Origin of the sequence: Lentzea guizhouensis (genome assembly GCF_001701025.1) — a bacterium.
GTDB lineage: Bacteria > Actinomycetota > Actinomycetes > Mycobacteriales > Pseudonocardiaceae > Lentzea > Lentzea guizhouensis.
The window spans coordinates 5,684,437-5,706,776 of sequence record NZ_CP016793.1 but is presented as its reverse complement, the minus strand read 5'-3'; the positions used below and the strand labels follow the sequence as shown (position 1 = coordinate 5,706,776).

Annotated in this window: 19 protein-coding genes; 2 read left to right on the top strand and 17 right to left on the bottom strand. The window is 70.1% G+C overall.

What is annotated here, in order from left to right:
- Positions 1-83: 83 nt before the first annotated feature.
- A complete protein-coding gene (locus BBK82_RS28015; RefSeq protein WP_065917667.1) occupies positions 84-428 on the top strand; it encodes an ANTAR domain-containing protein in 345 nt (114 codons plus the stop codon).
- On the opposite strand, the gene treZ is transcribed toward BBK82_RS28015, so the two are convergent.
- From treZ to BBK82_RS27980, 7 genes are all read right to left on the bottom strand, one after another.
- Positions 347-2,020 carry a malto-oligosyltrehalose trehalohydrolase gene (treZ, locus tag BBK82_RS28010; protein ID WP_065917666.1) on the bottom strand — a complete coding sequence of 558 codons (1,674 nt, stop codon included), beginning with the start codon at positions 2,018-2,020 and terminating at the stop codon, positions 347-349. The two genes, BBK82_RS28015 and treZ, sit on opposite strands and share 82 nt — an antisense overlap.
- Positions 2,017-4,110 (bottom strand): malto-oligosyltrehalose synthase, encoded by a 2,094-nt coding sequence (gene treY / locus BBK82_RS28005; RefSeq protein ID WP_065917665.1) that lies wholly within the window; start codon positions 4,108-4,110, stop codon positions 2,017-2,019. The genes treZ and treY overlap by 4 nt, the downstream gene beginning before the upstream one ends.
- Positions 4,110-6,218 carry a glycogen debranching protein GlgX gene (glgX, locus tag BBK82_RS28000; protein ID WP_065917664.1) on the bottom strand — a complete coding sequence of 703 codons (2,109 nt, stop codon included), beginning with the start codon at positions 6,216-6,218 and terminating at the stop codon, positions 4,110-4,112. The genes treY and glgX overlap by 1 nt, the downstream gene beginning before the upstream one ends.
- A gap of 161 nt (positions 6,219-6,379) precedes the next feature.
- The gene (locus BBK82_RS27995) at positions 6,380-6,682 is read right to left on the bottom strand and encodes a hypothetical protein (protein ID WP_065921408.1); all 303 of its coding nucleotides are present in this window, start codon (positions 6,680-6,682) and stop codon (positions 6,380-6,382) included.
- Positions 6,683-6,773: 91 nt separating this feature from the next.
- Positions 6,774-8,600, bottom strand: coding sequence for a 4-alpha-glucanotransferase (locus BBK82_RS27990; RefSeq protein WP_065917663.1), 1,827 nt, complete (start codon positions 8,598-8,600; stop codon positions 6,774-6,776).
- A gap of 104 nt (positions 8,601-8,704) precedes the next feature.
- A complete protein-coding gene (locus BBK82_RS27985) occupies positions 8,705-9,130 on the bottom strand; it encodes a RidA family protein (RefSeq protein WP_065917662.1) in 426 nt (141 codons plus the stop codon).
- Between the two features lie 211 nt (positions 9,131-9,341).
- On the bottom strand, positions 9,342-10,253 hold the full coding sequence (locus BBK82_RS27980; RefSeq protein WP_071812881.1) for a LacI family DNA-binding transcriptional regulator: 912 nt from the start codon (positions 10,251-10,253) through the stop codon (positions 9,342-9,344).
- 32 nt (positions 10,254-10,285) lie between these two features.
- Here BBK82_RS27980 and BBK82_RS27975 point away from each other — a divergent pair, with 32 nt between their 5' ends.
- Positions 10,286-10,735, top strand: coding sequence for a peroxiredoxin (locus BBK82_RS27975; protein WP_065917660.1), 450 nt, complete (start codon positions 10,286-10,288; stop codon positions 10,733-10,735).
- A gap of 62 nt (positions 10,736-10,797) precedes the next feature.
- Here BBK82_RS27975 and BBK82_RS27970 read toward each other — a convergent pair whose 3' ends face one another.
- The 10 genes from BBK82_RS27970 to BBK82_RS27925 all read right to left on the bottom strand — a co-directional run bounded on the left by BBK82_RS27970 (position 10,798) and on the right by BBK82_RS27925 (position 22,294).
- The gene (locus BBK82_RS27970) at positions 10,798-11,367 is read right to left on the bottom strand and encodes a TetR/AcrR family transcriptional regulator (RefSeq protein ID WP_071812692.1); all 570 of its coding nucleotides are present in this window, start codon (positions 11,365-11,367) and stop codon (positions 10,798-10,800) included.
- A 2-nt stretch (positions 11,368-11,369) separates the two neighbouring features.
- On the bottom strand, positions 11,370-12,323 hold the full coding sequence (locus BBK82_RS27965) for an LLM class F420-dependent oxidoreductase (RefSeq protein WP_065917659.1): 954 nt from the start codon (positions 12,321-12,323) through the stop codon (positions 11,370-11,372).
- A 51-nt stretch (positions 12,324-12,374) separates the two neighbouring features.
- Positions 12,375-13,031, bottom strand: coding sequence for an O-methyltransferase (locus BBK82_RS27960; protein WP_065917658.1), 657 nt, complete (start codon positions 13,029-13,031; stop codon positions 12,375-12,377).
- A gap of 13 nt (positions 13,032-13,044) precedes the next feature.
- Positions 13,045-13,509: a hypothetical protein gene (locus tag BBK82_RS50620; protein ID WP_065917657.1), complete on the bottom strand. Its 465-nt coding sequence runs from the start codon at positions 13,507-13,509 to the stop codon at positions 13,045-13,047.
- Positions 13,510-13,715: 206 nt separating this feature from the next.
- Positions 13,716-15,239, bottom strand: a complete 1,524-nt coding sequence (locus BBK82_RS27950; RefSeq protein WP_237047610.1) for an aromatic amino acid ammonia-lyase — start codon at positions 15,237-15,239, stop codon at positions 13,716-13,718.
- 160 nt (positions 15,240-15,399) lie between these two features.
- Complete coding sequence (locus tag BBK82_RS27945) at positions 15,400-16,122, bottom strand: SDR family NAD(P)-dependent oxidoreductase (RefSeq protein WP_065921406.1); 723 nt, start codon at positions 16,120-16,122, stop codon at positions 15,400-15,402.
- The gene (locus BBK82_RS27940; RefSeq protein ID WP_065917655.1) at positions 16,122-17,558 is read right to left on the bottom strand and encodes an AMP-binding protein; all 1,437 of its coding nucleotides are present in this window, start codon (positions 17,556-17,558) and stop codon (positions 16,122-16,124) included. Before BBK82_RS27940 ends, BBK82_RS27945 begins: the two co-directional genes overlap by 1 nt.
- 73 nt (positions 17,559-17,631) lie before the next feature.
- A complete protein-coding gene (locus tag BBK82_RS27935) occupies positions 17,632-18,393 on the bottom strand; it encodes a M23 family metallopeptidase (protein ID WP_237047609.1) in 762 nt (253 codons plus the stop codon).
- Between the two features lie 655 nt (positions 18,394-19,048).
- Entirely contained in the window at positions 19,049-21,133 is a 2,085-nt protein-coding gene (locus BBK82_RS27930) for a transglycosylase domain-containing protein (protein WP_065921404.1), read from the bottom strand.
- A 132-nt stretch (positions 21,134-21,265) separates the two neighbouring features.
- Positions 21,266-22,294: a carbohydrate kinase family protein gene (locus BBK82_RS27925; RefSeq protein WP_237047608.1), complete on the bottom strand. Its 1,029-nt coding sequence runs from the start codon at positions 22,292-22,294 to the stop codon at positions 21,266-21,268.
- Between the last annotated feature and the right edge of the window lie 46 nt (positions 22,295-22,340).

Genomic DNA, 22,340 nt, shown 5'->3' with positions numbered 1-22,340 from the left:
CCTTCGCAAGATGAGCTGACCCCCGAGCGTCGTCGTCCCACCGGCATGCCGCTGTGACCATGACGACGTGAAAGGAGCCGGCGGTGTCGTCCGCGAGAATCACCGCCCTCGAGGCCGAGGTGGCAGGGCTGCGCAAGGCTCTGGCATCGAGGACCGTCATCGGGCAGGCCACCGGCCTGATCGCCGCACGCAAACCCTGCACACCCCAGCAGGCGTTCCAGCTGCTGGTGCACATTTCGCAGCACCACAACATCAAGCTGCACGTCGCCGCCGACCGGCTGGTGGCGGCGTTCGTGCACTCCCACCTCGGCCGGCCGGTGAACCCGGCCGACCAGGTGTTGTGGGATCACGTCAACGCGACCACGGCGAACGAGTCCGGGGACAGCGACGACGGGTTGGCCGAGGAGGTCAGCAGCACGTCCCCGTGAGGCAGCGGGACGGGGGTCGTGCCGAGGTTCACCACCACGCGGGTTCGTCCGCGGTGCAGCACGAGGCACTCCCCGTCCTCCTCCACCACGAACCTGTCCAGCCGCGGATCCGCCAGCTCGGGGCGGGAGCGGCGCAACCGGATCAGCGCGCGATAGGTCTCGTACACCTCCGCGTGGTCCCCCTCAGCGACCTCGTCCCACCTGAGCCGCGAGTTCTCCACGGTCTGCGGTGACATCGGGTCGGGGACGTCGGACTCGCCCCAGCCGTGCCGGGAGAACTCCCTGCGCCGCCCGGTCCTGACCGCCTCGGCGAGCTCCGGGTCCGGGAAGGACGCGAAGAACTGCCAGGGCGTGGAGGCCGCCCACTCCTCCCCCATGAAGATCATGGGCGTGTAGGGCGAGCACAGCACGATCGCCGCCGCGCACAACAGCTTCCCGGTGGGCACGGTCGCGGACAACCGGTCACCGGTCGCGCGGTTGCCGACCTGGTCGTGGTTCTGGGTGTAGGCGAGGAACCGGTGGCCGGGCACCAGCGCCGTGTCGACCGGCTTGCCGTGGTGCTTCTCCCGGAACGACGACCAGGTGCCGGCGTGGAAGAACACCTTCTCCAGCGTGTTCTTCACCGCACCGGGTGCCGCGAAGTCCTCGTAGTAACCGAAGGTCTCACCCGTCAGTGCGACGTGCAGGCAGTGGTGCAGGTCGTCCGACCACTGCGCGTGCAGGCCGGTGCCGCCGCCCTCCCGCGCCGTCACGAGCCTGGCGTCGTTCAGGTCCGACTCGGCGATCAGCGTCAACGGCCTGCCGACCGCCGCCGACAGCGCGTCCACCTCGACCGCGAGCTCCTCCAGCAGGTGCACCGCCCGCCGGTCGACCAGCGCGTGCACCGCGTCGAGCCGCAGCCCGTCGACGTGGAAGTCGCGCAGCCACTGCAGGGCGTTGTCGAGCACGTACCGGCGGACCTCGTCCGAGCCGGGTCCGTCCAGGTTCAGGCCGGGACCCCACTCGTTGCTGCCCGCGAAGTACGGGCCGAACCGGTCGAGGTAGGCGCCGGACGGGCCGAGGTGGTTGTAGACGACGTCCAGCAGCACGGCCAGGCCGCGCTGGTGGCAGGCGTCGACGAACCGCTTGAAGCCGTCCGGGCCGCCGTAGGGCTCGTGCACCGCGCCCCACAGCACGCCGTCGTAGCCCCAGCCCTCGACGCCGTCGAAGCTGTTGACGGGCATGACCTCGACGAACGTGATGCCGAGGTCCACCAGGTGGTCGAGCTTGCCGATCGCCGCGTCGAACGTGCCCTCCGGCGTGAACGTGCCGATGTGCAGCTCGTAGATCACCCCGCCGGGCAACGCGCGCCCGGTCCAGCCGCCGTCCTGCCACTCATAGGTGTGCTCGTAGACGCGTGACGCCTCGTGCACACCGTTGGGCTGCCACAGCGAACGCGGGTCCGGCAACGCCGTGCCGTCGATGACGAACGCGTAGTCGGAGCCCTGCGCGTCCGAACGCCACCAGTCGCCGTCACGCTTCATCTCGTGGTCGGCACCGTCGACCCGGACGTGCACCGACTCGGGCTTGGGCGCCCACACGGAAAAGCTCACGATTCCCCCCGCACCAGCAGAGCCACCGGGTAGCGGTCGAGCAGCGCGGCCAGGTCCTCGGTGGCCGGCCGGCCGCTGATGACGTCGGTCCACTCCGCACCCGGCAATGGCAGCACCGTGTCCTGCCAGCCCTTCTGCGCCAGCGTGACGGGCAACCGGGTGGCGACCGTGATGACGTGCCCGCGCTGGAACGCGAGCACGTGCCCGGCGGCGGGACCTTCCGCACGCAACGGCCGGTAGCCGGTGAAGCCGCGGGCCTTCGCCTGCAACGCCCGGTGCACCACCAGCAGCTTGGCGGCGCCGGTGTCGTCGATCTCCGGCACCCAGCCGTCCTCGATGCGGGCCAGCAGCTCCCGGCGCAGCTCGTAGTCGACCGGCCTGCGGTTGTCCGGGTCGACCAGCGAGAAGTCCCACAGCTCGGTGCCCTGGTAGATGTCCGGCACGCCGGGCGCGGTGAGCTGGACCAGCTTCTGCCCCAGCGAGTTCGACCAGCCGGGCACCTTGATCCGCTCGGCGAGCGCGGCGACCTCGGGCAGGTCCAGCACCTTCGCGGGCCACGCGGCCACCTCGGCGTCGAACTCCGCGTTGCGGTCCACCCAGGAGGTCTTGATCTTCGCCTCGCGCGACGCCTTCTCCAGGTACTGCTGCAGACGCTCCTCGCTGATGGGCCACGCGCCGAGCAGCGACTGCCAGGCCAGCCGGTTCAGCGACGGCTCGGAGAGCCCGTGCTGCGCGGTCATGGCCTCCTCGAACGCCAGGTACTCGTCCGGGATCTCGGCCAGCACGGCGAGCCGGGCCCGCACGTCCTCCGACCGCTTGGTGTCGTGCGTGGTCAGCGTCGTCATCGACCGCGGCCAGCTGGCCTCCCGGGCGGCGGCGCGCTGGTGGAACTCCTCCACCGGCATGCCGAACCGGTCCGGTGAGCCGCCGACCTCGTTGAGCGCCACGAAGTTCGTGTACCGGTAGAACGCGGTGTCCTCGGTGCCCTTCGCGACGACCATGCCCGACGTCTGCTGGATCCGGGTGGCCAGCTCGCCGTGCGGGTCGGCGCGCACCTGCTCGTCGAGCGCCTTGACCGCGGGCGACTTGGCGCTGCGCACGGCCGCGTCCCAGTGCTCCAGGCCCTCCGGCAGGTACGACCGGTAGACCGGGAAGTTGACCATCACCTCGGCGACGGCCTCGCAGGCGTCCTCGAACGGCACGCCCTGGACCAGCCGGGCGATCCGGCGCACCTCGGCGACCAGGATGGAGTCGGCGACCTGCGTGCGGGCCGCGTGCTCCACCTCGTAGAAGCTCGACTGCCCGCCCTGGGGCTCGAACGCGTCGGTCGGCGCGATGAACACGCCGCAGATCTCCCGCAGCGCGTCGTAGCCGGTCGTGCCGTCGACCGGCCAGCTCTGCGGCAGCGTCTCGTCCGGTCCGAGGATCTTCTCGACGACGATCCAGCCGTCGAACCGCTCGCGCAGCTGCCGGAAGTAGGCACCGGGGTCGGCCAGCCCGTCCGGGTGGTCGATCCGCAGGCCCTCCGCTCCCCAGCGCAGCACCTCGTGGTGGGTCGCGTCGAACACCTCGGGGTCCTCGACCCGGATCGCCGCGAGCTCGGTGATGTCGAAGAACCGCCGGTAGTTGAGCTCCTGGTTGCCGCGCCGCCAGTTGACCTTGACGTGGTGGTCGTGCACCTCGTCGTCGGCGTCCTCGGCGAGCACGGGCAGCAGCACCTTGCCGGAGGACCAGTCGATGTCGAAGTACCGGGCGTACCGCGACTCCTGGCCCTTCTCCAGCACGTCCTCCCACCACGGGTTCGGCACGGCCATGTGGTTGGGCACGATGTCGACGTACAGGCCGATGCCGAGCTCGGTCAGCTTGTCCTGCAACGCCTCGCGGGCTTGCTTGCCGCCGAACTCCTCCCGCGTGCGGGTCGGGTCGGTGACGTCGTAGCCGTGCGTGGACCCCTGGCTCGCCTCCAGCAGCGGCGACGCGTAGAGGCCGTGCACGCCGAGGCGGTGCAGGTAGTCCGCGATGTGCGCGGCGTCGGTGAAGGTGAAGTCGGGGGTGAACTGGAGGCGGTAGGTGGAGTACGGGGCCCCCATCAGCCGTTCCTCTCCAGCACGACGAGCGAGCGCGCGGTCAGCGTGAGGCTGCCCGCGGCCGCGATCGGTTTCTGGCCGTCTCCGCCGACCTGGCCGGTCGCCGTGTCGACCACGACCGTCCACTCCGGACCGTACGAGCTGTCGGGCAGCGTCACCTGGATGTCCTCGTGGTGTGCGTTGAACGCCATCAGGAACGAGTCGTCGACCACCCGCATGCCGCGGGTGTCGAGGTCGGGCATGCCTTCACCGTTGAGGAAGACGACGATGCACTTGCCGAAGTCGTCCTCCCAGTTCTGCTCGGTCATCTCCTCGCCGGACGGGGTGAACCACGCGATGTCGCGCAGCTCGTCGCCCTTGCGGATCGGCCTGCCCGCGAAGAACCGCTTGCGCCGGAACACCGGGTGCTGCTTGCGGAACTTCGTGAGCGCCGCGGTGAACTCGACCAGCTCGGAGTGCGGCTCCAGCAGCGACCAGTCGACCCACGAGACCTCGTTGTCCTGGCAGTAGGCGTTGTTGTTGCCGTTCTGCGTGCGCGCGAACTCGTCACCGTGCAGGATCATCGGCACGCCTTGGGACAACAGCAGCGTGGCCATCAGGTTGCGCCGCTGCCGCGATCGCAGCGCGAGGACTTCCTCGTCGTCGGTCGGCCCCTCGACCCCGCAGTTCCAGGACCGGTTGTGGCTCTCGCCGTCGTTGTTGTCCTCACCGTTGGCCTCGTTGTGCTTCTCGTTGTACGACACCAGGTCGTTCATCGTGAAGCCGTCGTGCGCGGTGACGAAGTTGATCGACGCATAGGGCCGGCGGCCGTCGTCCTGGTAGAGGTCGGACGAGCCGGTGATGCGCGAGGCGAACTCACCGAGCGTGGCCGGCTCGCCGCGCCAGAAGTCGCGCACGGTGTCGCGGAACTTGCCGTTCCACTCCGTCCACAACGGAGGGAAGTTGCCGACCTGGTAACCGCCGGGGCCGACGTCCCACGGCTCGGCGATCAGCTTGACCTGGGAGACCACCGGGTCCTGCTGCACGACTTCGAAGAAGGTCGCCAGCCGGTCGACGTCGTAGAACTCACGCGCCAGCGTCGCGGCGAGGTCGAACCGGAACCCGTCCACGTGCATCTCGGTCACCCAGTACCGCAGCGAGTCCATGATCAGCTGCAGCGTGTGCGGCGTCCGCACGTTCAACGAGTTACCCGTGCCCGTGTAGTCCATGTAGAACTTGGGCTCGTCGTCCATCACCCGGTAGTAGGCCAGGTTGTCGATGCCCTTCATCGACAGCGTCGGCCCGAGGTGGTTGCCCTCCGCGGTGTGGTTGTAGACCACGTCGAGGATGACCTCGATGCCGGCCTGGTGCAGCGCCCGCACCATGCCCTTGAACTCCTGGACCTGGTTCAACGGCAGCGCCGCGTAGCCGTCGTGCGGCGCGAAGAACCCGATCGTGTTGTAGCCCCAGTAGTTGCTGAGCCGGCGCTCCTGCAACGTGTGGTCGCTGACGAACTGGTGCACCGGCATCAGCTCGACCGCCGTCACCCCCAGGCGGGTCAGGTGGTCGATCATCACCGGGTGCGCGAGCCCCGCGTACGTGCCGCGCAGCCTCGGCGGGATCTCCGGGTGGTCGATCGTCAGGCCCCGCACGTGCGCTTCGTAGATGACGCTCTCGTTGTACGGCGTCCGCGGCGACCGGTCGTTCGTCCAGTCGAAGAACGGGTTCACCACCACCGACTTCGACACGAACGGTGCCGAGTCCGCGTCGTTGCGCTCGTCGGGGCTGCCGAACTTGTACCCGTACAACGCCTCGTCCCACGACAGGCCGTTCGAGATGGCCTTGGCGTACGGGTCGATCAGCAGCTTGTTCGGGTTGCAGCGCAGTCCCCGCTCCGGGTCGTACGGCCCGTGCACGCGGTACCCGTACCGCTGGCCGGGGCCGACGCCGAGCAGGTAACCGTGGTGGACGAAACCGTCCACCTCAGGTAGCCGGACACGTGTCTCGGTGCCGTCGTCGTCGAAGAGGCAGAGCTCCACGTACTCGGCGATTTCGGAGAACAGGGCGAAATTCGTTCCTACGCCGTCGTAACCGGCGCCAAGCGGATACGGCCTGCCGGGCCAGGGTCGCACGATGCTCCTCACGCGGTAGCGATACCCACACGACCCTATCCGTCTAACCGTGTTGTGGCATCACGCGCAAAGAAAGGACACCCGCCCGCGCACACCTGTGCCGGGGCCTGGTCCGCCGCGCGGTCCGCACCGCCCGTCCCAACCCCGGCAGAGTCAAGCGATCAAGCCCGCTCGTGCGCCAGCACCAGCTGCCCACGTGCGGCCGTGAGCAACGTGCGGGCTTCCTGGATCTCGCAGTACTTCAGGTGTTCCACGGCCGCCTCGGCACACGCCAGCGCGTGCGCGAGGGCGTCGTTCTCCAGCACGGGACCCGTGTCCCGCAGCGCGTCACGCAGTGATTCCTCCGCGCGCCGTGCCCCGACCACCGGGTCGCCGAGCGCGGTCGGCCGCACCGCGGCCAGGACCTGCTCGACGGCCAGTTCCAGCACGTCGGTCGATGTCCGCGTGCTCACGGCTGAGCTCATCGGGTACGCCACCTCCACAATGTCCGGGGGGATTCGTCGTCCGCCGTCGGGTGACGACTCGAACAGTACTCCGCAGGTCGAAGACCTGCCATCAAGCGGTTGTCCCAGGTTTGCGCTGACGAAGGGGGCGGGTGATGTCCCTGACCCTGGCGAAGAAGTCCTCCAGCACCACGGGCAGCGGAATCCTCCAGTTCGGGTGCTCGTCGATCGTGCCCGGCACGTTGGGCTGCCGGGTGTCCCGCAGAGCGTCCTGAGGTGAGGTCAGGACCAACGCGCAGGGTGCGTGGGCCAGCAGTGCGTGCGCACCGGCCACGCGGTCGCCCGGGTCGATGCCCTCCGCGCGCATGAGCTCGTCGAAGTCGGGGCCGTCCTCGCCCGCGAAGAACGTCGCCGCGGTGGGGAGGTCGTGGGTGGAGATGCTGGCCATCGCGTTCGGGTTCCACTGCGACGGCGGGATCAGCGGGTGGCCGTCGGCGTAGTAGTCGCGCTGGAAGTAGAGGACGGCGCTGGTGAGCATGCCGTTCTCCTGCAGCGTCTTCGTGACCACGGGCTCGACCGTGCCGAGGTCCTCGCCGACGACGACGGCGCCCGCGCGGTAGGCCTCCAGCGCGAGCACGCCGAGCATCGCGTCGGCGTCGTAGTAGACGTAGGTGCCGCGCGACGGCGGCTCGCCCGGCGGGATCCACCACAGCCGCCACAACCCGGCGACGTGGTCGATGCGGATGCCGTCGGCGTGCTTGAGCACGCTGCGCAGGACCTGGCGGAACGGCCGGTAGCCGGTCTCGGCGAGCTTGTCGGGGCGCCACGGGGGCAGTCCCCAGCCCTGGCCGTCGGCGCTGAACGCGTCCGGCGGGGCACCGACCGTGACGTCGATGGCGAACGCGTCCGGGTCCGTGAACGTGTCCGCGCCGCCGGGGTGCACGCCGACCGGGAGGTCGTGGATGACGCCGATGGCCATGCCGGCCTCGTGCGCGGCCAGCCGGACGTCCTGCAGCTGGCGGGTGCACAGGTGCTGCATCCACGCGTGGAACGCGACCCGGTCCGCGGGCGGTTCGGCGCGGTCCTCCGGCCACTCGCGCCAGTCGTTGCCGTGGATCTCGGCGAGCGCGCAGTAGGTCGCGAAGCTCTTCAGGTCCGCGTCCATCTCGACCTCGCCGCCGGGGAAGAGCAGCTCGAGCGCCTGCCGCTTCGCCTCCCAGATCGCGTCGTAGTCGATCAGGTCCTCGTTGGCCGGCCGCAGGTCGCGGATGAGCTGCCGGGTGCGCGGGCAGGCCTGCAGGAACTCGGCGGTGTCGGTGATGCGCAGGTACAGCGGGTTCGCGAACCGGCGGCTCGTCGGCGAGTACGGCGACCGTTCGACCGGGTGCGTGAGGCTCGGCGCCTGCACCGGGTTGACCAGCACCACGCCCGCGTCGAGCTCCTGGCTGCTGCGCCGGGCGACGGTGGCGAGGTCGGCGAAGTCGCCCATCCCCCACGAGTCCTTCGAGCGCGCGGCGTAGAGCTGCAGCATCCAGCCCCACGTGCGCGGCGCCTCCGGCAACGTCTTCGGGGCGACGGCGAGGGTGACCGTCTGCGTCCCGGTGCGGATCGTGTGCCAGCCGAGCGGCAACGAGTCCGGCAGGTGCCGCTCGACGGTGACGGTCTCGCCGTCCTCCAGCTCGACGGTCGCGGGCCCGCGCAGGTCGTACGTCTCCTGCTCGCGGATCACGATCGTCGGCGGCAACCTCTGCTCCGCCCGCCTGCGTTCGACCAGAGCCAGCTCGCGCTCGACGGAGTCCGGAGTGGACGCGTCGACGCCGAACTGCGCGAGGACCTTGACGACGACATCCGTCTCGACGGTCACCTGCTGCTGGTCGGAGTTCTCGTACCTCGTGGCGACGCCCCAAGCGTCCGCCAGCCTCGCCACCGACTCCTCCACAAGTACAAGCTATGACACAGCTTCGCGCCCATTACCAGAGCAAATGGTCCCTGGTCACCCGAAGGGTGCACGCCGGTCGAGACACCCGGCCGACGTCATGTTCGTCAAACATCGGACGGCTTGTCCGGAACAGCCACAACGGCTTCGACCTCGACGAGGAACTCGGGCCCGAACAACGCCGCGACCTGGACGAGCGTGCTCGCCGGGTTGTGCACTTCTCCCAGCGCGGGCCGCAGGATCTCGTCCCGCACGTCCCTCAGCGTCTGCACGTCCGAGACGTCCACCACGTACCAGGTGAACTTCACGACATCCGACCAGTCAGCGCCAAACCTGGAAATGACGTGATGAAGATTGCTCAGCGCCTGCCGGGTCTGCGCGGCCAGGTCGTCCACCCCCACCACGCATCCCGTCTCGTCGACGGCGACCTGCCCGGAGACGAACACGAGCCTCCCGCTCACCGCCACCGCGTGGGCGTAGCCGGGGGTGTCGGGCAGCGCGGGCAGTCGGGTCAGACGCTCTTCGGCGGGCATGCGGCCACAGTACTTCCGGCCGTGCGGGCCTTCCCGTGGTTCTGCCGGGGTTGCGCTGGGCGGCCGAGGACGGGGTCGTGACGCCGGTGGAGCGGGAACACGTGCACCCGCGTGGAGGTCGTCCGGCAGCGGGGCTGACGGCGGTACCGTCACCGCATGGGGGTGGCCGAGGTCGGCCGGGGGCACCCGAACATGGCGTTCGAGGGCGGCATCAACTGACCGGACCGCTGGAGTTGCGCACCACCAGCCGCGGTGAGTGCTCCGCCGGCTCGACATCCTCGCCCCTGATCAGGCTGAACAGGTCCGCCACCGCCCGCTCCCCCTGTTCCTTCGCCGCCCCCTCGACCGCCGTCAGCCCCACCACGCGGGTGAGGTCCTGCCCGTCCAGCGACACGATCGACAGCTCGTCGGGCACCGCGCGCCCGTCGCGTTGCACGCGCAGGAAGATGCCCACGGCGGCGGCGCCGTTGGAGCTGATCACGGCGGTGGGCAGGCGTTCGCCGTCCAGCAGCACGTCCACGACCTGTTCGCCGCCGTCGACCGTGGGCGAGCACCACACCGTCCACTCGGGACGCACGGTCAGGCCCGCGTCGGCGAGGATCTCGTCGTAGGACTCGTCGACGCCGTCGGCGAGCACCAGCGCGACGTCCTTGTGGCCGAGCAGCTTGAGGTGCTCGACGGCGGTCTGCAGCGCGTGCCGCAGGTCGGTGTCGTCGACCGTCAGGTGCGGGATCTCCAGCGAGGTGAGCGCGTCCCGCTCGGCGTCGGCCAGGGTGACCGACAGCAGCAGCACGCCGTCCACGCGCCTGCCGAGTGGCATCTCGTCGAAGAACTTCGTGCGCGCGTCGTCCGATCCGATCACGTACAGCAGCACGTCGTACCCGGCCGCCCGCAACGCGCCCTCGGCTCCCGCGAGCACCGGGCTCACCTCGGTCGTGACCACCGCGATCGCGTACCGGCGCCCGCCGGCCAGCGACGACGCGTCGCGCGCGATGGCGTACCTCATCCGCCGCGCGACCTCGCTGACGTGCTGCCTGGTCGCTTCGGACACGCCCGGTTCGCCCCGCAGTGCGCGCGATACGGTCGCAGCGGACACCCCTGCGGCCTTGGCCACGTCGGACATGCTGGTCACGGCCCCGAGCGTATTGGAGATCCATGAAGCCCGGCGACCTCGCCCCCGACTTCACGCTGCCCGACCAGGACGGCACCGAGCGCAGGCTCTCCGACCTGCTCGAGCACGGCCCGGTCGTGCTGTTCTTCTACCCCGCCGCCATGACCTCCGGCTGCACCGCGCAGAGCTGCCACTTCCGCGACCTCGCCGCCGAGTTCGCCGAGGCCGGCGCCCAGCGGGTCGGCATCTCGCTCGACGACGTGGCCAAGCAGAAGCAGTTCGCCGAGCTCAACGGCTTCGACTACCCGCTGCTGTCCGACGTCGGGGGCGCGGTCGCCGAGCAGTTCGGCGTGCGGCGCCGGTTCGGGCCGATCCCGGTCAAGCGGCACACGTTCGTCATCGGCACCGACCGCCGGGTGGTCGAGGTGGTCAAGAGCGAGTTCTCGATGAACGCCCACGCGGACAAGGCGCTGGCCGCGCTCAGGAGTCGATGATCGTCAGCACGCCGCAGGGCTCGGTGCCGGTCACCTCACCGGCCACCTCCCGCGGCGCCCCGTCACCGCAGCCCGGCCAGCACGAAGTCCGCGATCTCCCCCGCCAGCACGGCGGGCGACTTCGGCCCGTCCGGCCGGTACCACATGGGCAGCTGGTTCACGACGCCGAACGCGATCCGCACCACGGTCTCCGCCGGCACCGTCGAGCTGAACTCGCCGGACGCCTGCCCCTTCTCCACCACCGCGAGGAACGTCTCGTGGTAGCGCCGCCGCTCGGCGCGGAAGTCGGTCATCCGCTCCTCGCCCAGGCGCGGCATCTCGCGGACGAACACGGCTGTCTCGTCGACCCGTTCGGCGGTCGAGACCACCAGCGAGGTCAGGATCTCCCGCACCGTCTCGGCGGCGGGCAGGCCCAGCGCGATGATCCGGTCCATGTCGGCGGACTGGGCCGTGATGAGCAGCCGGTAGATCTCGAAGAGCAGGTCGTCCTTGGAGCGGAAGTAGTGGTACAGCGCGCCCTTGGTCACCTCGGCGGCCGCCACGATCTCCTGCACCGAGGTCGCGTCGTAGCCCTGCGACGCGAACAGGCGGACGGCCGCGTCGATGATCTTCTGCTCGGTGGTGCCCGGCACGGCTATCCCCTGGGTGCCAGCGCGCGCACCTGTTCGACCTGGTCGCCGCCGGTCGGGAGCAGGGCGATGATCGGGGTGTCCACGCCGGCGGCCTGGTACTCGGCCACGCGCTCGCGGCACCGGTCGAGCGAGCCGTGCACGACCAGTGCGTCGACCACGGAGTCGGGGATCGACTTCGAGGCGCCCTTGCGGTCGCCTGCCGCCCACGCCTCGTGCATTGGGCGCAGCACGTCGCCGCGGCCCAGCCAGCCGTGGAACGCCGCGTAGGCGGGCACGGTCAGGTAGGTGCTGATCAGCATGCGCCCCAACGCGCGCGCCGCGTCGGCGTCCTCGGTCGGGCACACGAAGATCCGCGCGGCCAGCTCGGACCCCTCGCCCAGCTCGGCACGCACCTGCGGCACGTCGGTCGCGGCCAGCCAGTTCGTGATCGCGCCGTCGGCCTCGCGACCGGCCAGGCGCAGCATGTTCGGGCGCAGTGCCGCGAGCATGATCGGCACCTTCTCGGCGGGCGGGCGCTCCAGCTTGAAGCCGGACACGGCGAACGTGTCGTAGGAGGCGGTGACCTTCTCGCCGGCCAGCGCGGCCTTGAGGAACCGCAGGGTGTCGCGGGTCCGCTTGAACGGCTCCTCGAACGGGATCGCGTTCCAGCGCTGCACGATCGCGGGCGACGACGAGCCGATGCCCAGCACGAACCGGCCGCCGGTCACCTCCGCCAGCGTCGCCGCGGTCATCGCGAGCGTCGCGGGGCCGCGGGTGTAGACGGGTGCGATCGCCGGGCCGAAGCGCAGCGACGACGACCACTGCGCGGCCAGTGCGAGCGGCGTGAAGGCGTCCGTGCCGGTCGTCTCGGCCGACCACACGTCGGTGTAGCCGAGGTCGCCCAGCTCGCTGACCAGCGCGCGGTGGTCGAGCACCGGCACGCCGATCAGCGGCAGCGTGATTCCCCAACGAGCCATGAGCGCCTCCCAAGTCCTCTTGGGCCACACCCTACCGACCGGTCGGTATGTCTACAACTTCCGCGCGAACGTCAGACCGTCGGCCATCGGCACGAGCACCGACTCCACCCGCGGGTCCGCCAGCACGAACCTGTTGAACGCGTCGATCGCCGCCGCGTTGCCCTCCGGCTGCTCACCCGCGGCCTCGCCGTAGTAGAGCGTGTTGTCCGCGAGCAGCAGCCCGCCCTGCCGCACGCGCGGCACCAGCAGGTCCCAGTAGTGCACGTACCCGACCTTGTCCGCGTCGAGGAACACCAGGTCGATCGTCGGCTCCTCCGGCAGCTCGGCGATCGTCTGCCCGGCGGGGCCCAGCCGCAGCTCGATGCGGTCGCGCACACCGGCGGCCTGCCACGCCTCCTCGGCGATCCTGGTCCACTCCGGCGACACGTCGCAGGTGATGACCTTGCCCGACGGCGGGAGTGCCTGCGCGAACGCGAGCGTGGAGTACCCGGTGTAGGTGCCGACCTCGACCACGGTCTGCGCGCCGGTGAGCTTGACCAGCAGCGACAGCAGGACCGCCTGCTCGTGCGGGATCTGCATCTCCGCCGAGTCGCCGAGCTCCAGCGTCCGCGCGATCAGCTTCTCCTGCACGGCACTGGGCTGCCCGGCCTGCTCGCGCACGTAGCGGTAGATCTGCGGGGTCATGACCACGGTCTTGAAGTCGTTCACGCGCGGCCTTCTCTCATAGTCGGGTGATGAACGTCCTGAGGGTGTCGCGGTACTCGGGTCGCACCGGGTGTTTCGCGAGGTCGCGGTCTATGGCGGCGAAGACGGCGGCGCGGTGTGCACGGTAGCGGCTGAGACACACGTTCTCCCTGCTGACCAGGAAGAACTCGTCGAACCTGTCTCGTTCCGCGTCGGTGGTGGACATGCGCGCACGACCGGACTCGCGCAGCAGCGAGGGGCCGCCGGGCACGAGCCTGCGCATGACCTCCATGTGTGCCACCAGGTTCGCCTTGCTCGCGGAGTGCAGCGGTGCGGCCGCCGCGGACCCCAGTGCGGCACGGGCCCTGCGCAGCAGACCGGGCACGGGCTCGTAGTCACGGGCCCAGCGCCCGCTGAACGCCGGGTCGAACGACATCATCAACGGCCGGATCTCGTTCTCGTACACCTCACGGGAACAGCTGCCCGAATAGGCCAGCAGCACCGAGTACGCGTCATATCCAAGCGCAGTGAGGCGGACTAGTTGCGAATCAGGCTCGCGTATCAGCCGATCGAGTGAAGCCGAAAGAAACCTCCACACCAGAAATGCGGCGTGGTGCCCCAGGAACCACCGGTGCACGGCCCGTTCGACGGCGTCAGCCGGGGTGGTGATGACGATCGGGATCTGGTAGCAGTCATTCGAGCACGGAATCAATTCCGAACCCGGCATGGGCAGCCGCAGCACCGGCAGGTCGACGTCCACGTGCCCCCACGCGGGGCTGCAAACGGGCGCTGCACACGGGCGCGTCTCATCCACCGTCCATTTCCGCCGCAATCCGGTCGAACACCTCCGCGAGCCGCGGCGCCCGCGGACGGCGTGCGCCGACGTGCACGGCCTGGCAGCGCCACGGCGAGCCCGCCGTGCAGGTAGCGCAGCAGCTTCGCCTGGTCGAGCGCGGTGAGCGCGGCCTGCGTGCCGAACGGGACGACGTCCTGGTTGTGCAGGTTGGTCGGCAGGCTCTGCGCCGAGGCGGGCAGCGCGGCCCTGCGCATCGCGGCGACCGTGGCGGTCGCGGAGATCTGGATGCCCTGCACCGCGTGCTGACGACCGGGCGCCGGGCTGAGCATCGGCGGCAGCCCGCCGGAGCGGTGCGGGTCCACCAGCAGGTCGAGCTGGCGTTCGGCCAGGTTGCCCAGCTGCACCAGGGCGACGTTGAGCGCGTCGGCGGCGAAAGCGCTGGGCTGGCCGAAGAAGTTGCCGCCGTGCACCACCTCCCCGGTCTCCGGGAAGAACAACGGGTTGTCGCTCACGCCGTTGAGATCGCGGCACACCACCTCGTCCGCGTGCCGGATGGTCGTGCGGGCCGCGCCGACGAGCTGCGGCACGCACCGGATGCTGTACGCCTCCTGCAGCGGGCGTTGACCGGATGGTTCGCTACCCCGCAACCAGGTCCGCAGCGCGGCACCGACGTCGGCGACGTCCGGATGGCCGAACGCGGCCAGCAGCGCGGGCGACGCGAACTCGGTGCCGCAGCCCAGGACGTCGGTCATCAACGCGGACAACAGCTCCGCGACGCGGTGCGACCGCTTCGCCTGGGCCACCGCGAGACCGAGCGCGGCGGCGGTGACCGAGATCCCGTTGACCACGGCGAGGGCGTCGCGGCCGTCGAGCTCGATCCTGCGCAACCCGGCTTCGCGCAACGCGTCCCGCGCCGGCGTCAACCGGCCTTGGAAAAAAGCATTCCCGTTGCCGCGCAACGCATGTGCCACGTACGCGAGCGGCTGGAGATCACCGCTCGCGCCGACCGAGCCGAGCCGCGGCACCGCGGGGGCGAACTCCGTGGCCAGCATGGCGACCAGCGCGTCGACGACGTGTTCCGAGACGCCGGAACGCCCGTGCGCCAACGAGAACAGCCGCGCCAGCACGGCGGCGCGGGCGACCTCCGGCGGCAGCAGCTCACCGTGGCCGACGATGTGGTGCAGGATCGTGTTGTCGCTTTGGCCGACGCCGTCCTCGCGACCCGCGAACTCGACGAACGGACCGAAACCCGTTGTGACACCGTAGATCGGCCGACCGGAGCCGCTGACCTCCAGCACGAACTCGCGACAGCGCGCGATCCGCGCCCGCACGTCGTCGGGCAGCTCGATCGGCACGGGTTCTCCGGCCTGTTCCAGATGCAGGGGTGACAGGGCCGCCGCCAGGCTCAAGGCAGCGGAGGATGTTCCGACAGGCACGACGCCTCCAGGGGGAATTCGGCGTTTGTCGCCGCACGTCGTTTGACGCGGCACGAAACCGTGCCACGCCAACGACTTCAGCAGCACTCGCGACGATCCACGGTGACCTGTCGGCGAGGAAGGGCCTTCCGTACCAAATGATCAGATTGCCTGTTGACGCTCACTCAGCGGCGGTGACCAGCCCACCGGACCGGTGGTCGAACTCTCCGTCGACGATGCGGGCGAGGACGCGCGCGGATTGCTCCACCGGGGTGAACCTGCCTTGCTCCCGCTGAGATTTCGCCCACTGCGCAACGCGTTGCTCGTCCTGATCGTCCGGAGTGGCCCTGCTGCCGCGTCCCATCAGACCAACGTCGACCATGCCGGGGTCGTAGCTCAGCACGGCGATCGGCCGCGGCTTGAGCTCGATCGCGAGGTTCTCGCCGAGCTTGATCACCGCCGCCTTGGACACCGAGTACGCCGACAGCAGCGGCCACCGGTGCACGCCCGCGTTGCTGACGATGTTGACGATCCGGCCGCTGGTCATCGTGCGCAGGGCCGCGTTGGTGGCGGCGGCGAGGCCTCTCAGGTTGACCTCGAACGTCCGCCACCACTCGTCCTCGTCGACCTCCCAGGTCCGTCCGACCGGCCCGCCGAGCGCGCCGTTGTTGACCAGCACGTCGATCGGGCCGAGGCTCTCGACCAGCTTCGGCGTGGCCCGCGGGTCGCCGAGGTCCGCGACGTGCGTCTCGACCTCGATCCCCCTGGCGGCGAGCTCCCGCCCCGCCTGGTCGAGCGCTCGCTCGTCGCGTCCGGTGATGACGAGCCGGTGGCCCCGTGCGCCAACGGCTTCGCTGAACGCCCGGCCGAGCTCCTTGGCGCCGCCGGTGATGAGGACGCGCATCACCTCTCGTCCCTCAACAGCCGGCGGAGGACCTTCCCGGACACGGATCTGGGTATCTCGTTCACGAACACAACCTCGCGCACCTTCTTGTACGGCGCCACTTCCGCCGCCACGAACGCCAGGAGCTCGTCGGCCGTGACGTCGCCTTGCGTGACCACGAACGCCTTCGGCACCTCACCGTTGGCCCGATCGGGCGTACCGACCACGGCGGCGTCCCTCACCCGCGGATGACCTCGCAGCACGGCCTCCAGCTCGGCCGGCGCGACCTGGTAGCCGCGGTACTTGATCATCTCCTTGATCCGGTCCACGACGTGGAACCGGCCGTCCACCACCCGGACGAGGTCACCGGTCCGCAGCCAGCCGCCGGTGAACGCCCTGGTGGTCGCCTCTTCGTCGTCGACGTAGCCGTCCATGAGCTGGGGGCCGCGGACCAGCATCTCCCCCGGTTCGCCCGCCGCCACGTCCTCGTCGGTGCCCGGCCGGACGATCCTCGCCTCGGTGCCCGGGCTGAGCACGCCGACGCTCGCGGGGTCGGCGTCGAGGTCGTCGTCGAACGTCTGGTGCGTGCCGCCGGCCTCGGTCAGCCCGTAGCCCTGGCGGATGGGAGCGCGCAGGGCGCGTTCGGCGGCCCTGCGGACGTTCTCGTCGAGGGGCGCGGCGCCGCACAGGACGAGCTTGAGGGCGGGCTGCTCCGGTGTGTCCCGCTCGTCCGCGATGGCCGCGGCGAGCGGCGGGACGAGGAACGCGCGCGTGACCCGGTGGGTGCGGAGGCGCCGCAGGTAGGTGGCGGCGTCGCAGCGCGGTGACGTGACGATCGTGGCGCCGCCGAGCAGACCTGAGTTGAGGATGATCGCGAAGCCGTAGACGTGGAAGAACGGCAGGTTCGCGGCCAGCACGTCGGTGTGGTCGATGCGCCAGCCCTGCCGTTGCTGCTCCAGGCCGGCGACGAGCGCCCGGTGCCGGTGGCGGACCGCTTTGGTGAGCCCCGTGGTGCCGCTGGAGAACAGGATGACGGCGGGGTCGTCGGGCGATGTGGCCGGCAGTTCGCCCCGGTCGCTCGCCGGCAGGTCGTCGAGGTCGAGCGTGCGGCTGACGTGCGCAAGTTCGCTCAGCCGGTGGGCTTCCCGGCCGGTCAGCAGCGGGTTCAGCAACGCCGCTGTCGCGCCGGCCGCCATGACCGCGTGGAGTGCGACCGCGTACACCGGCCGGTTCAGGCTGCTGATGGCGATGACGTCGCCGGGCCGGACGCCCTGCGCGACGAGCCCTTTCGCCGTTCGCTCGACGTCGGTGCGGAGATCGGCGTACGTCAGCTTCTCGTCGCTGACGGCGTCCACCAGCGCGATGCGCTCGCCGTGCTGCTGCGCGCCGGCGAGAACGTGGTCGTGGAACGTGGTGGCAGGGACGTCCACGGCAGGCAGGGGGCTGCGGTAGATCACTTCGGCTCCAGGCTGCACGCCACGCGGCGTGCAGCCTGAGGTTAACCGCGTTCTCCCCTGCCAGGGGCCCGTCTCAGAGCTGCACGCCGCGCGCGGCCAGCCAGCCCACCGGGTTGATCTTCTGCGACCCGCCGACCCACACCTCGAAGTGCAGGTGCGGCCCGGTCGACTGACCGCGGTTGCCCATGGTCGCGATCTGCTGTCCGGCCTTGACCTTGGTGCCCTCGGCGACGCCGATCGTGTCGACGTGCCCGTAGACCGTGATGGTGCCGTCCTCGTGCTGCACCCGCACCCACAACCCGAACCCGCTCGCGGGCCCGGCCTCGACCACGGTGCCGGCCATGACCGACAGGATCGGCGTGCCGATGGCGTTGGCGATGTCGACACCGTTGTGGCTGGTACCCCACCGGGCACCGAAACCGGACGTGAACGACCCCTGCGCCGGCTTGACCGCCTTGGGCCTGCGCGCCTCTTCCTCGGCGGCCTGGCGAGCGGCCTCGGCGGCCTGGCGAGCAGCCTCGGCCCTGATGGCCTCCTGCCGCTTCGCGTACGTGCCCTCGGCGGTCCTGAGCGCCTCGCGGACGTGGTGCTGCACCTGGATCTGCTCGGCCTGCAGGAGGTTGCGCGTCTCCACAGCGGTGTCCACGGCGTGGATGGTCTTCATGGCCTCCGGCTGCTGCTGACCGGTCATGGCCGCCGCGAGCTCAGACGTCGCGGCGACCGGGACGATGCGGTCGACGGGGGTGACCGCGGCCATCGCCTGGGTGAATCCGGCGCCGGCGAGCGCGCCTGCGGCGACTACCGCCGCAACGGCCTTCTTGCGATCCAGGTCCACTCGGGCGACGACGTCGACCAGCTGGTCTTTCGCTCGAAGGCCCGTGTTCTTCAGGCTCTTCGTCTGAAGGCTCTTCGTCTGAAGGCCCTTCGTTCGAAGGTTCTTCGGTCGAAGGTCCTCCGCTCGATGCCGTGCCAAAGCGTGCCTCCATGCACTCGGGGAGGGTTCGATCCGCTCGTTGGCCGGCGCGTCTGGCTTCGGGGCCGTCGGCGCGCCGGTGTGGACTGGACCGCTTCGGGGGTCGGGCCGTGTCCTGGCGTTTATCGAACCGTGACATGCGGCCGGAAACGTAACCTCGTGTCACCGGCAGAGGCAAGCGATGTGGGTGTTCGGGTGACGGAGCCCACTGTTTGTCACTTTGCGTAGTCAAGTGATCGGGTGGGTTGATAACGGTCTTTGGACCAATGCTTGTCGTGGGTGTTTGTACTGGTCAGTCGCTTTATCGTGAAAGGTCGGCGGGCGGGTTTGAGGGACCGTCCCGGGGGTCGTGGGGTTGCGGACCGTCGCGGAGAGCTTGAGGCGTCCTGAGGCCGAATGAGACGGCTTGGCCGGCGTGACGCAGACCGTGCGCCAGGTGCCGCCGACGCCCAACGCGAAAGGCCGCCGGACGCCTCAAGCGTCCGACGGCCTCAGCCGAGCGGGTCGAACCGGAGAGCTACTTGTAGCGCGGCGCCGCCGGCGGCAGCGGGATCGGGTCCTTGCCCTCGTGGATCACCTTCATCGCGTTGAACCACGTCGGCGCGGCCACCTGGCCGCCGTAGACGCCCGAGTTCGAGCCGGGGCAGAAGCGGATCGGGTTCGCGCAGATGACCTCGGGGCGGTTGCCGTCGGCGTAGGTCATGACGGCACCCGCGTACTGCATGGTGGCGGCCATGAAGGCGACCGACTTGTGCTCCTCGGTGGTGCCGGTCTTGCCGATGGTCGGGCGGTTCCAGCCGGCGGCGCGGGCGGCGTCGGCGGCGGTGCCGGAGCCGGTCGTGTCGTGGGAGAGGCCCTGGGCGAGCGAGTTGGCCAGCTCGGTGTTGACGGCCTGCTCGCAGGGCTTCTCCTTGAGCGGGATGTCCTTGCCGTAGCGGTCGGTGACCTTCTCCACCGGGGTGGGCGGGCACCAGGTGCCGCCGGAGACGATGGTGGCGGCCACGTTCGCCAGCTCCAGGACGCTGGTGGCGCCGGGACCGAGGGTGTAGGAGCCCGCGTTGTTCTGCTTGGTCCAGTCGCCCTGGGAGGGGCCGTTGGAGCCGTCGGACTTCAGGGGCTCGGCGCCGCGGTTGTGGGTGGCGAGGGTCTCCCGCATGCCGAGGCGGTAGCCCATGTCGACGACCTCGTTGAGGCCCGTCTTCTCCTGCAGGATCACGAAGCCCGTGTTCGGGGAGGTCGCGAGGGCCTGGGTGAGCGACATCTTCTCCGCGTAGCCGTTGCCCGCGTTCTCGACCTTCCACGCCGAGCCGCCGTTGGGGTAGACGCGGGAGTGGTGGACCTTCGGGACGGGGATCTCGCGGTCGATGCCGGTGATGCCCTTCTCCATCGCCGCGGCGGCGGTGAAGACCTTGTTCACCGAGCCGGGGCCGAACGGCAGCACCTCGGCGGGCACGGGGCGGGCGACCTGGCCGAGGTCGGCGTTGTTGCCGTAGTCGCGGGAGGCGACCAACGCGCGCACGCGGTGCCGGTCCTTGCCGGGCTCGACGATGGACATGACGTTCGCGATGCCGTTCTGCTTCTTCGGCACCTGCTGCTCGGCGGACTGCTTGGCCGCCTTGGTGGCGACCGGGTCCATCGTGGTCTTGATCGTGAGGCCGCCGCGCTGCAGCTGCTTCTTCGTGATGCCCGAGGCCTGCAGGTAGTCGAGCAGGTAGGAGCAGAAGAAGCCGTAGATCGGGCCGTCACCGGCGCCGACGCAGCCCTTCGGCAGGATCTGCAGGTCGTCGGTCACGCCCAGCGGCTCGGCCTTGTACTCGTCGGCCTTCTTCTTCGCCTCGGTCTCGTCCGCGCCGAACGCGCCGTTCTCGCGCATCTTGTCGATGACCGTGTTGCGGCGTTCGAGCGCCCGCTCCGGGTTCGCACCGGGGTTCAGCGACGACGGGCGGTTCGCGATCGCGGCGAGCAGCGCGGCCTGCGGGACGGTCAGCTTGTCGGCCGTGGTCTTGAAGTACGCCTTGGCCGCGGCGCCGACGCCGTAGGTCTGGTTGCCCAGCGGCACGATGTTCAGGTAGCCGGTGAGGATCTCTTCCTTCGTCATCTGCTGCTCGAGCTGCAACGCCACGCGGGCCTCGCGCATCTTGCGGCCGATGGTCGCCTCGGTGGCCTTCTCCCAGGCCTCCTGCTCGTTGTCGGCGCCGAGCACGAACGCCATGTAGTTCTTGACGTACTGCTGGGTGAGCGTCGAGGCGCCCTGGGTCGCCCCACCGTCCACACCGGCCTTGGCGGCGGCACGGGCGATGCCCTGCCAGTCGACGCCCTGGTGGGTGTAGAACCGCTTGTCCTCGATCGCGAGGATCGCGGCCTTCATGGTGTCGGAGATCTGCGCCGACTCCAGCGGGACCCGGTACTGGTCGTACAGGTAGGCGATCGGCTCGCCGTTCATGTCGGTGATGGTCGTGACGAGCGGCAGCTCCCCCTTGGCGAGGTCACCCGACGTCTGGTCGACCTGGTCGGCGGCGCGGTTCGACGCGAGCCCCAGCCCTCCCACGAACGGGAACACCATCGCTGCCAGGAGCACGCCCGCCGTCAGGCACAACCCCATCAACTTGACCAAGCCTGACGCGCGTGCGGCGAACAAACCCGCATCCCCTTCCAACCGAACCCCAGAGATCTCTACCTAGTAAGTCGCGCGGGAGACCGGTGAGGTTGCGTCCGCTGATCGACTGATTTCAACCTACCGGAGCAACCGCAGTCCGATCGTCGGGCTGGCGCGCCGGACCTCGACCCCCGCGTGGTCGGGCAGCAGGTCGTCGAGGAAGCCGTAGCGCGAGAGCTCCGCGTCCGGCCGCCGGCTCACCGTGCGCCACCAGACGGCGATGTCTCCCCACCCCGGTGCCGACAGCGAACCGCCGAAGTGCTGCACGGAGAGTGCGGCACACAGGTTCGCGAACCGCACCCGGTGTTCCAGCGGCCACCCCGCGAGTGTGCCCATCACGAACCCCGCCCCAAACACGTCACCGGCACCGGTCGCGTCCAACGGCGCCACGTTCAGCCCCGGTACGTCCACGCAGTCCCCGGTGGAGCTGTCGACGGCCACCGCACCACCGCCCCCGCGTGTGACAACCACCACGGGCACGTGCTCCGCCAGCTTGCGTGCGGCCGCCTCCGGCGTGTCGGTGCGCGTGTAGCCCTGCGCCTCCACGTGGTTCGGGAGGAAGACGTCATACCCCTCAAGACGCCGCAACAGCTCGGGCGACCACGCCCCGGTGCGGTCCCAGCCGATGTCGGCGAAGAGCTTCGCGCCGTTCTCCTTCGCCGTGCGCACCCATTGCTCGTCCTCGGCCTGGATGTGCACGAAACACGCTTTCGCCGACGGCGGCGGCGAGAACAGGTCGTCCGCTTTGACGGGCGCCTTGTGCCCGTGCGTGACCATCGAACGGTCGTGCTCCATCGCCATCGACACGGTCACCGGCGAATGCCACCCGTAGAACCGGCGGCAGTAGGAGAGGTCGACGCCTTCCTGGTCGGCCAGCACGTCCCAGCAGAAGTCGCCGTACGCGTCCTCACCGAACGCCGCCGCCAGCGCAGTCTTCAGCTCCAGCCGGCGCAGCGCGACGGCGAGGTTCGCGATCCCGCCGGGACACGACCCGAGGCCTTCCGCCCACACCTCGGTGCCCGCCGCGGGAGGCCTGGGCAGGCCGGTGAAGATGATGTCGAGGAAGACCGTCCCGGTGAGCAGCACGTCGAAGTCGGGTTCCGCCATGCGGACAACCATGCCACCAGACACCGACAACCTTGCGCTAGCGGCG

What these genes read in the sequence shown, in the direction of transcription:
- treY (WP_065917665.1), bottom strand. Translation starts at nt 4,110, where the DNA reads ATGGGGGCCCCGTACTCCACCTACCGCCTCCAGTTCACCCCCGACTTC.
- BBK82_RS27995 (WP_065921408.1), bottom strand. Translation starts at nt 6,682, where the DNA reads ATGAGCTCAGCCGTGAGCACGCGGACATCGACCGACGTGCTGGAACTG.
- BBK82_RS27985 (WP_065917662.1), bottom strand. Translation starts at nt 9,130, where the DNA reads ATGCCCGCCGAAGAGCGTCTGACCCGACTGCCCGCGCTGCCCGACACC.
- BBK82_RS27980 (WP_071812881.1), bottom strand. Translation starts at nt 10,253, where the DNA reads ATGTCCGACGTGGCCAAGGCCGCAGGGGTGTCCGCTGCGACCGTATCG.
- BBK82_RS27975 (WP_065917660.1), top strand. Translation starts at nt 10,286, where the DNA reads ATGAAGCCCGGCGACCTCGCCCCCGACTTCACGCTGCCCGACCAGGAC.
- BBK82_RS27965 (WP_065917659.1), bottom strand. Translation starts at nt 12,323, where the DNA reads ATGGCTCGTTGGGGAATCACGCTGCCGCTGATCGGCGTGCCGGTGCTC.
- BBK82_RS27945 (WP_065921406.1), bottom strand. Translation starts at nt 16,122, where the DNA reads ATGCGCGTCCTCATCACCGGCGGCGCCAAGGAGCTCGGCCGGGCGTTC.
- BBK82_RS27930 (WP_065921404.1), bottom strand. Translation starts at nt 21,133, where the DNA reads ATGGGGTTGTGCCTGACGGCGGGCGTGCTCCTGGCAGCGATGGTGTTC.
- BBK82_RS27925 (WP_237047608.1), bottom strand. Translation starts at nt 22,294, where the DNA reads ATGGCGGAACCCGACTTCGACGTGCTGCTCACCGGGACGGTCTTCCTC.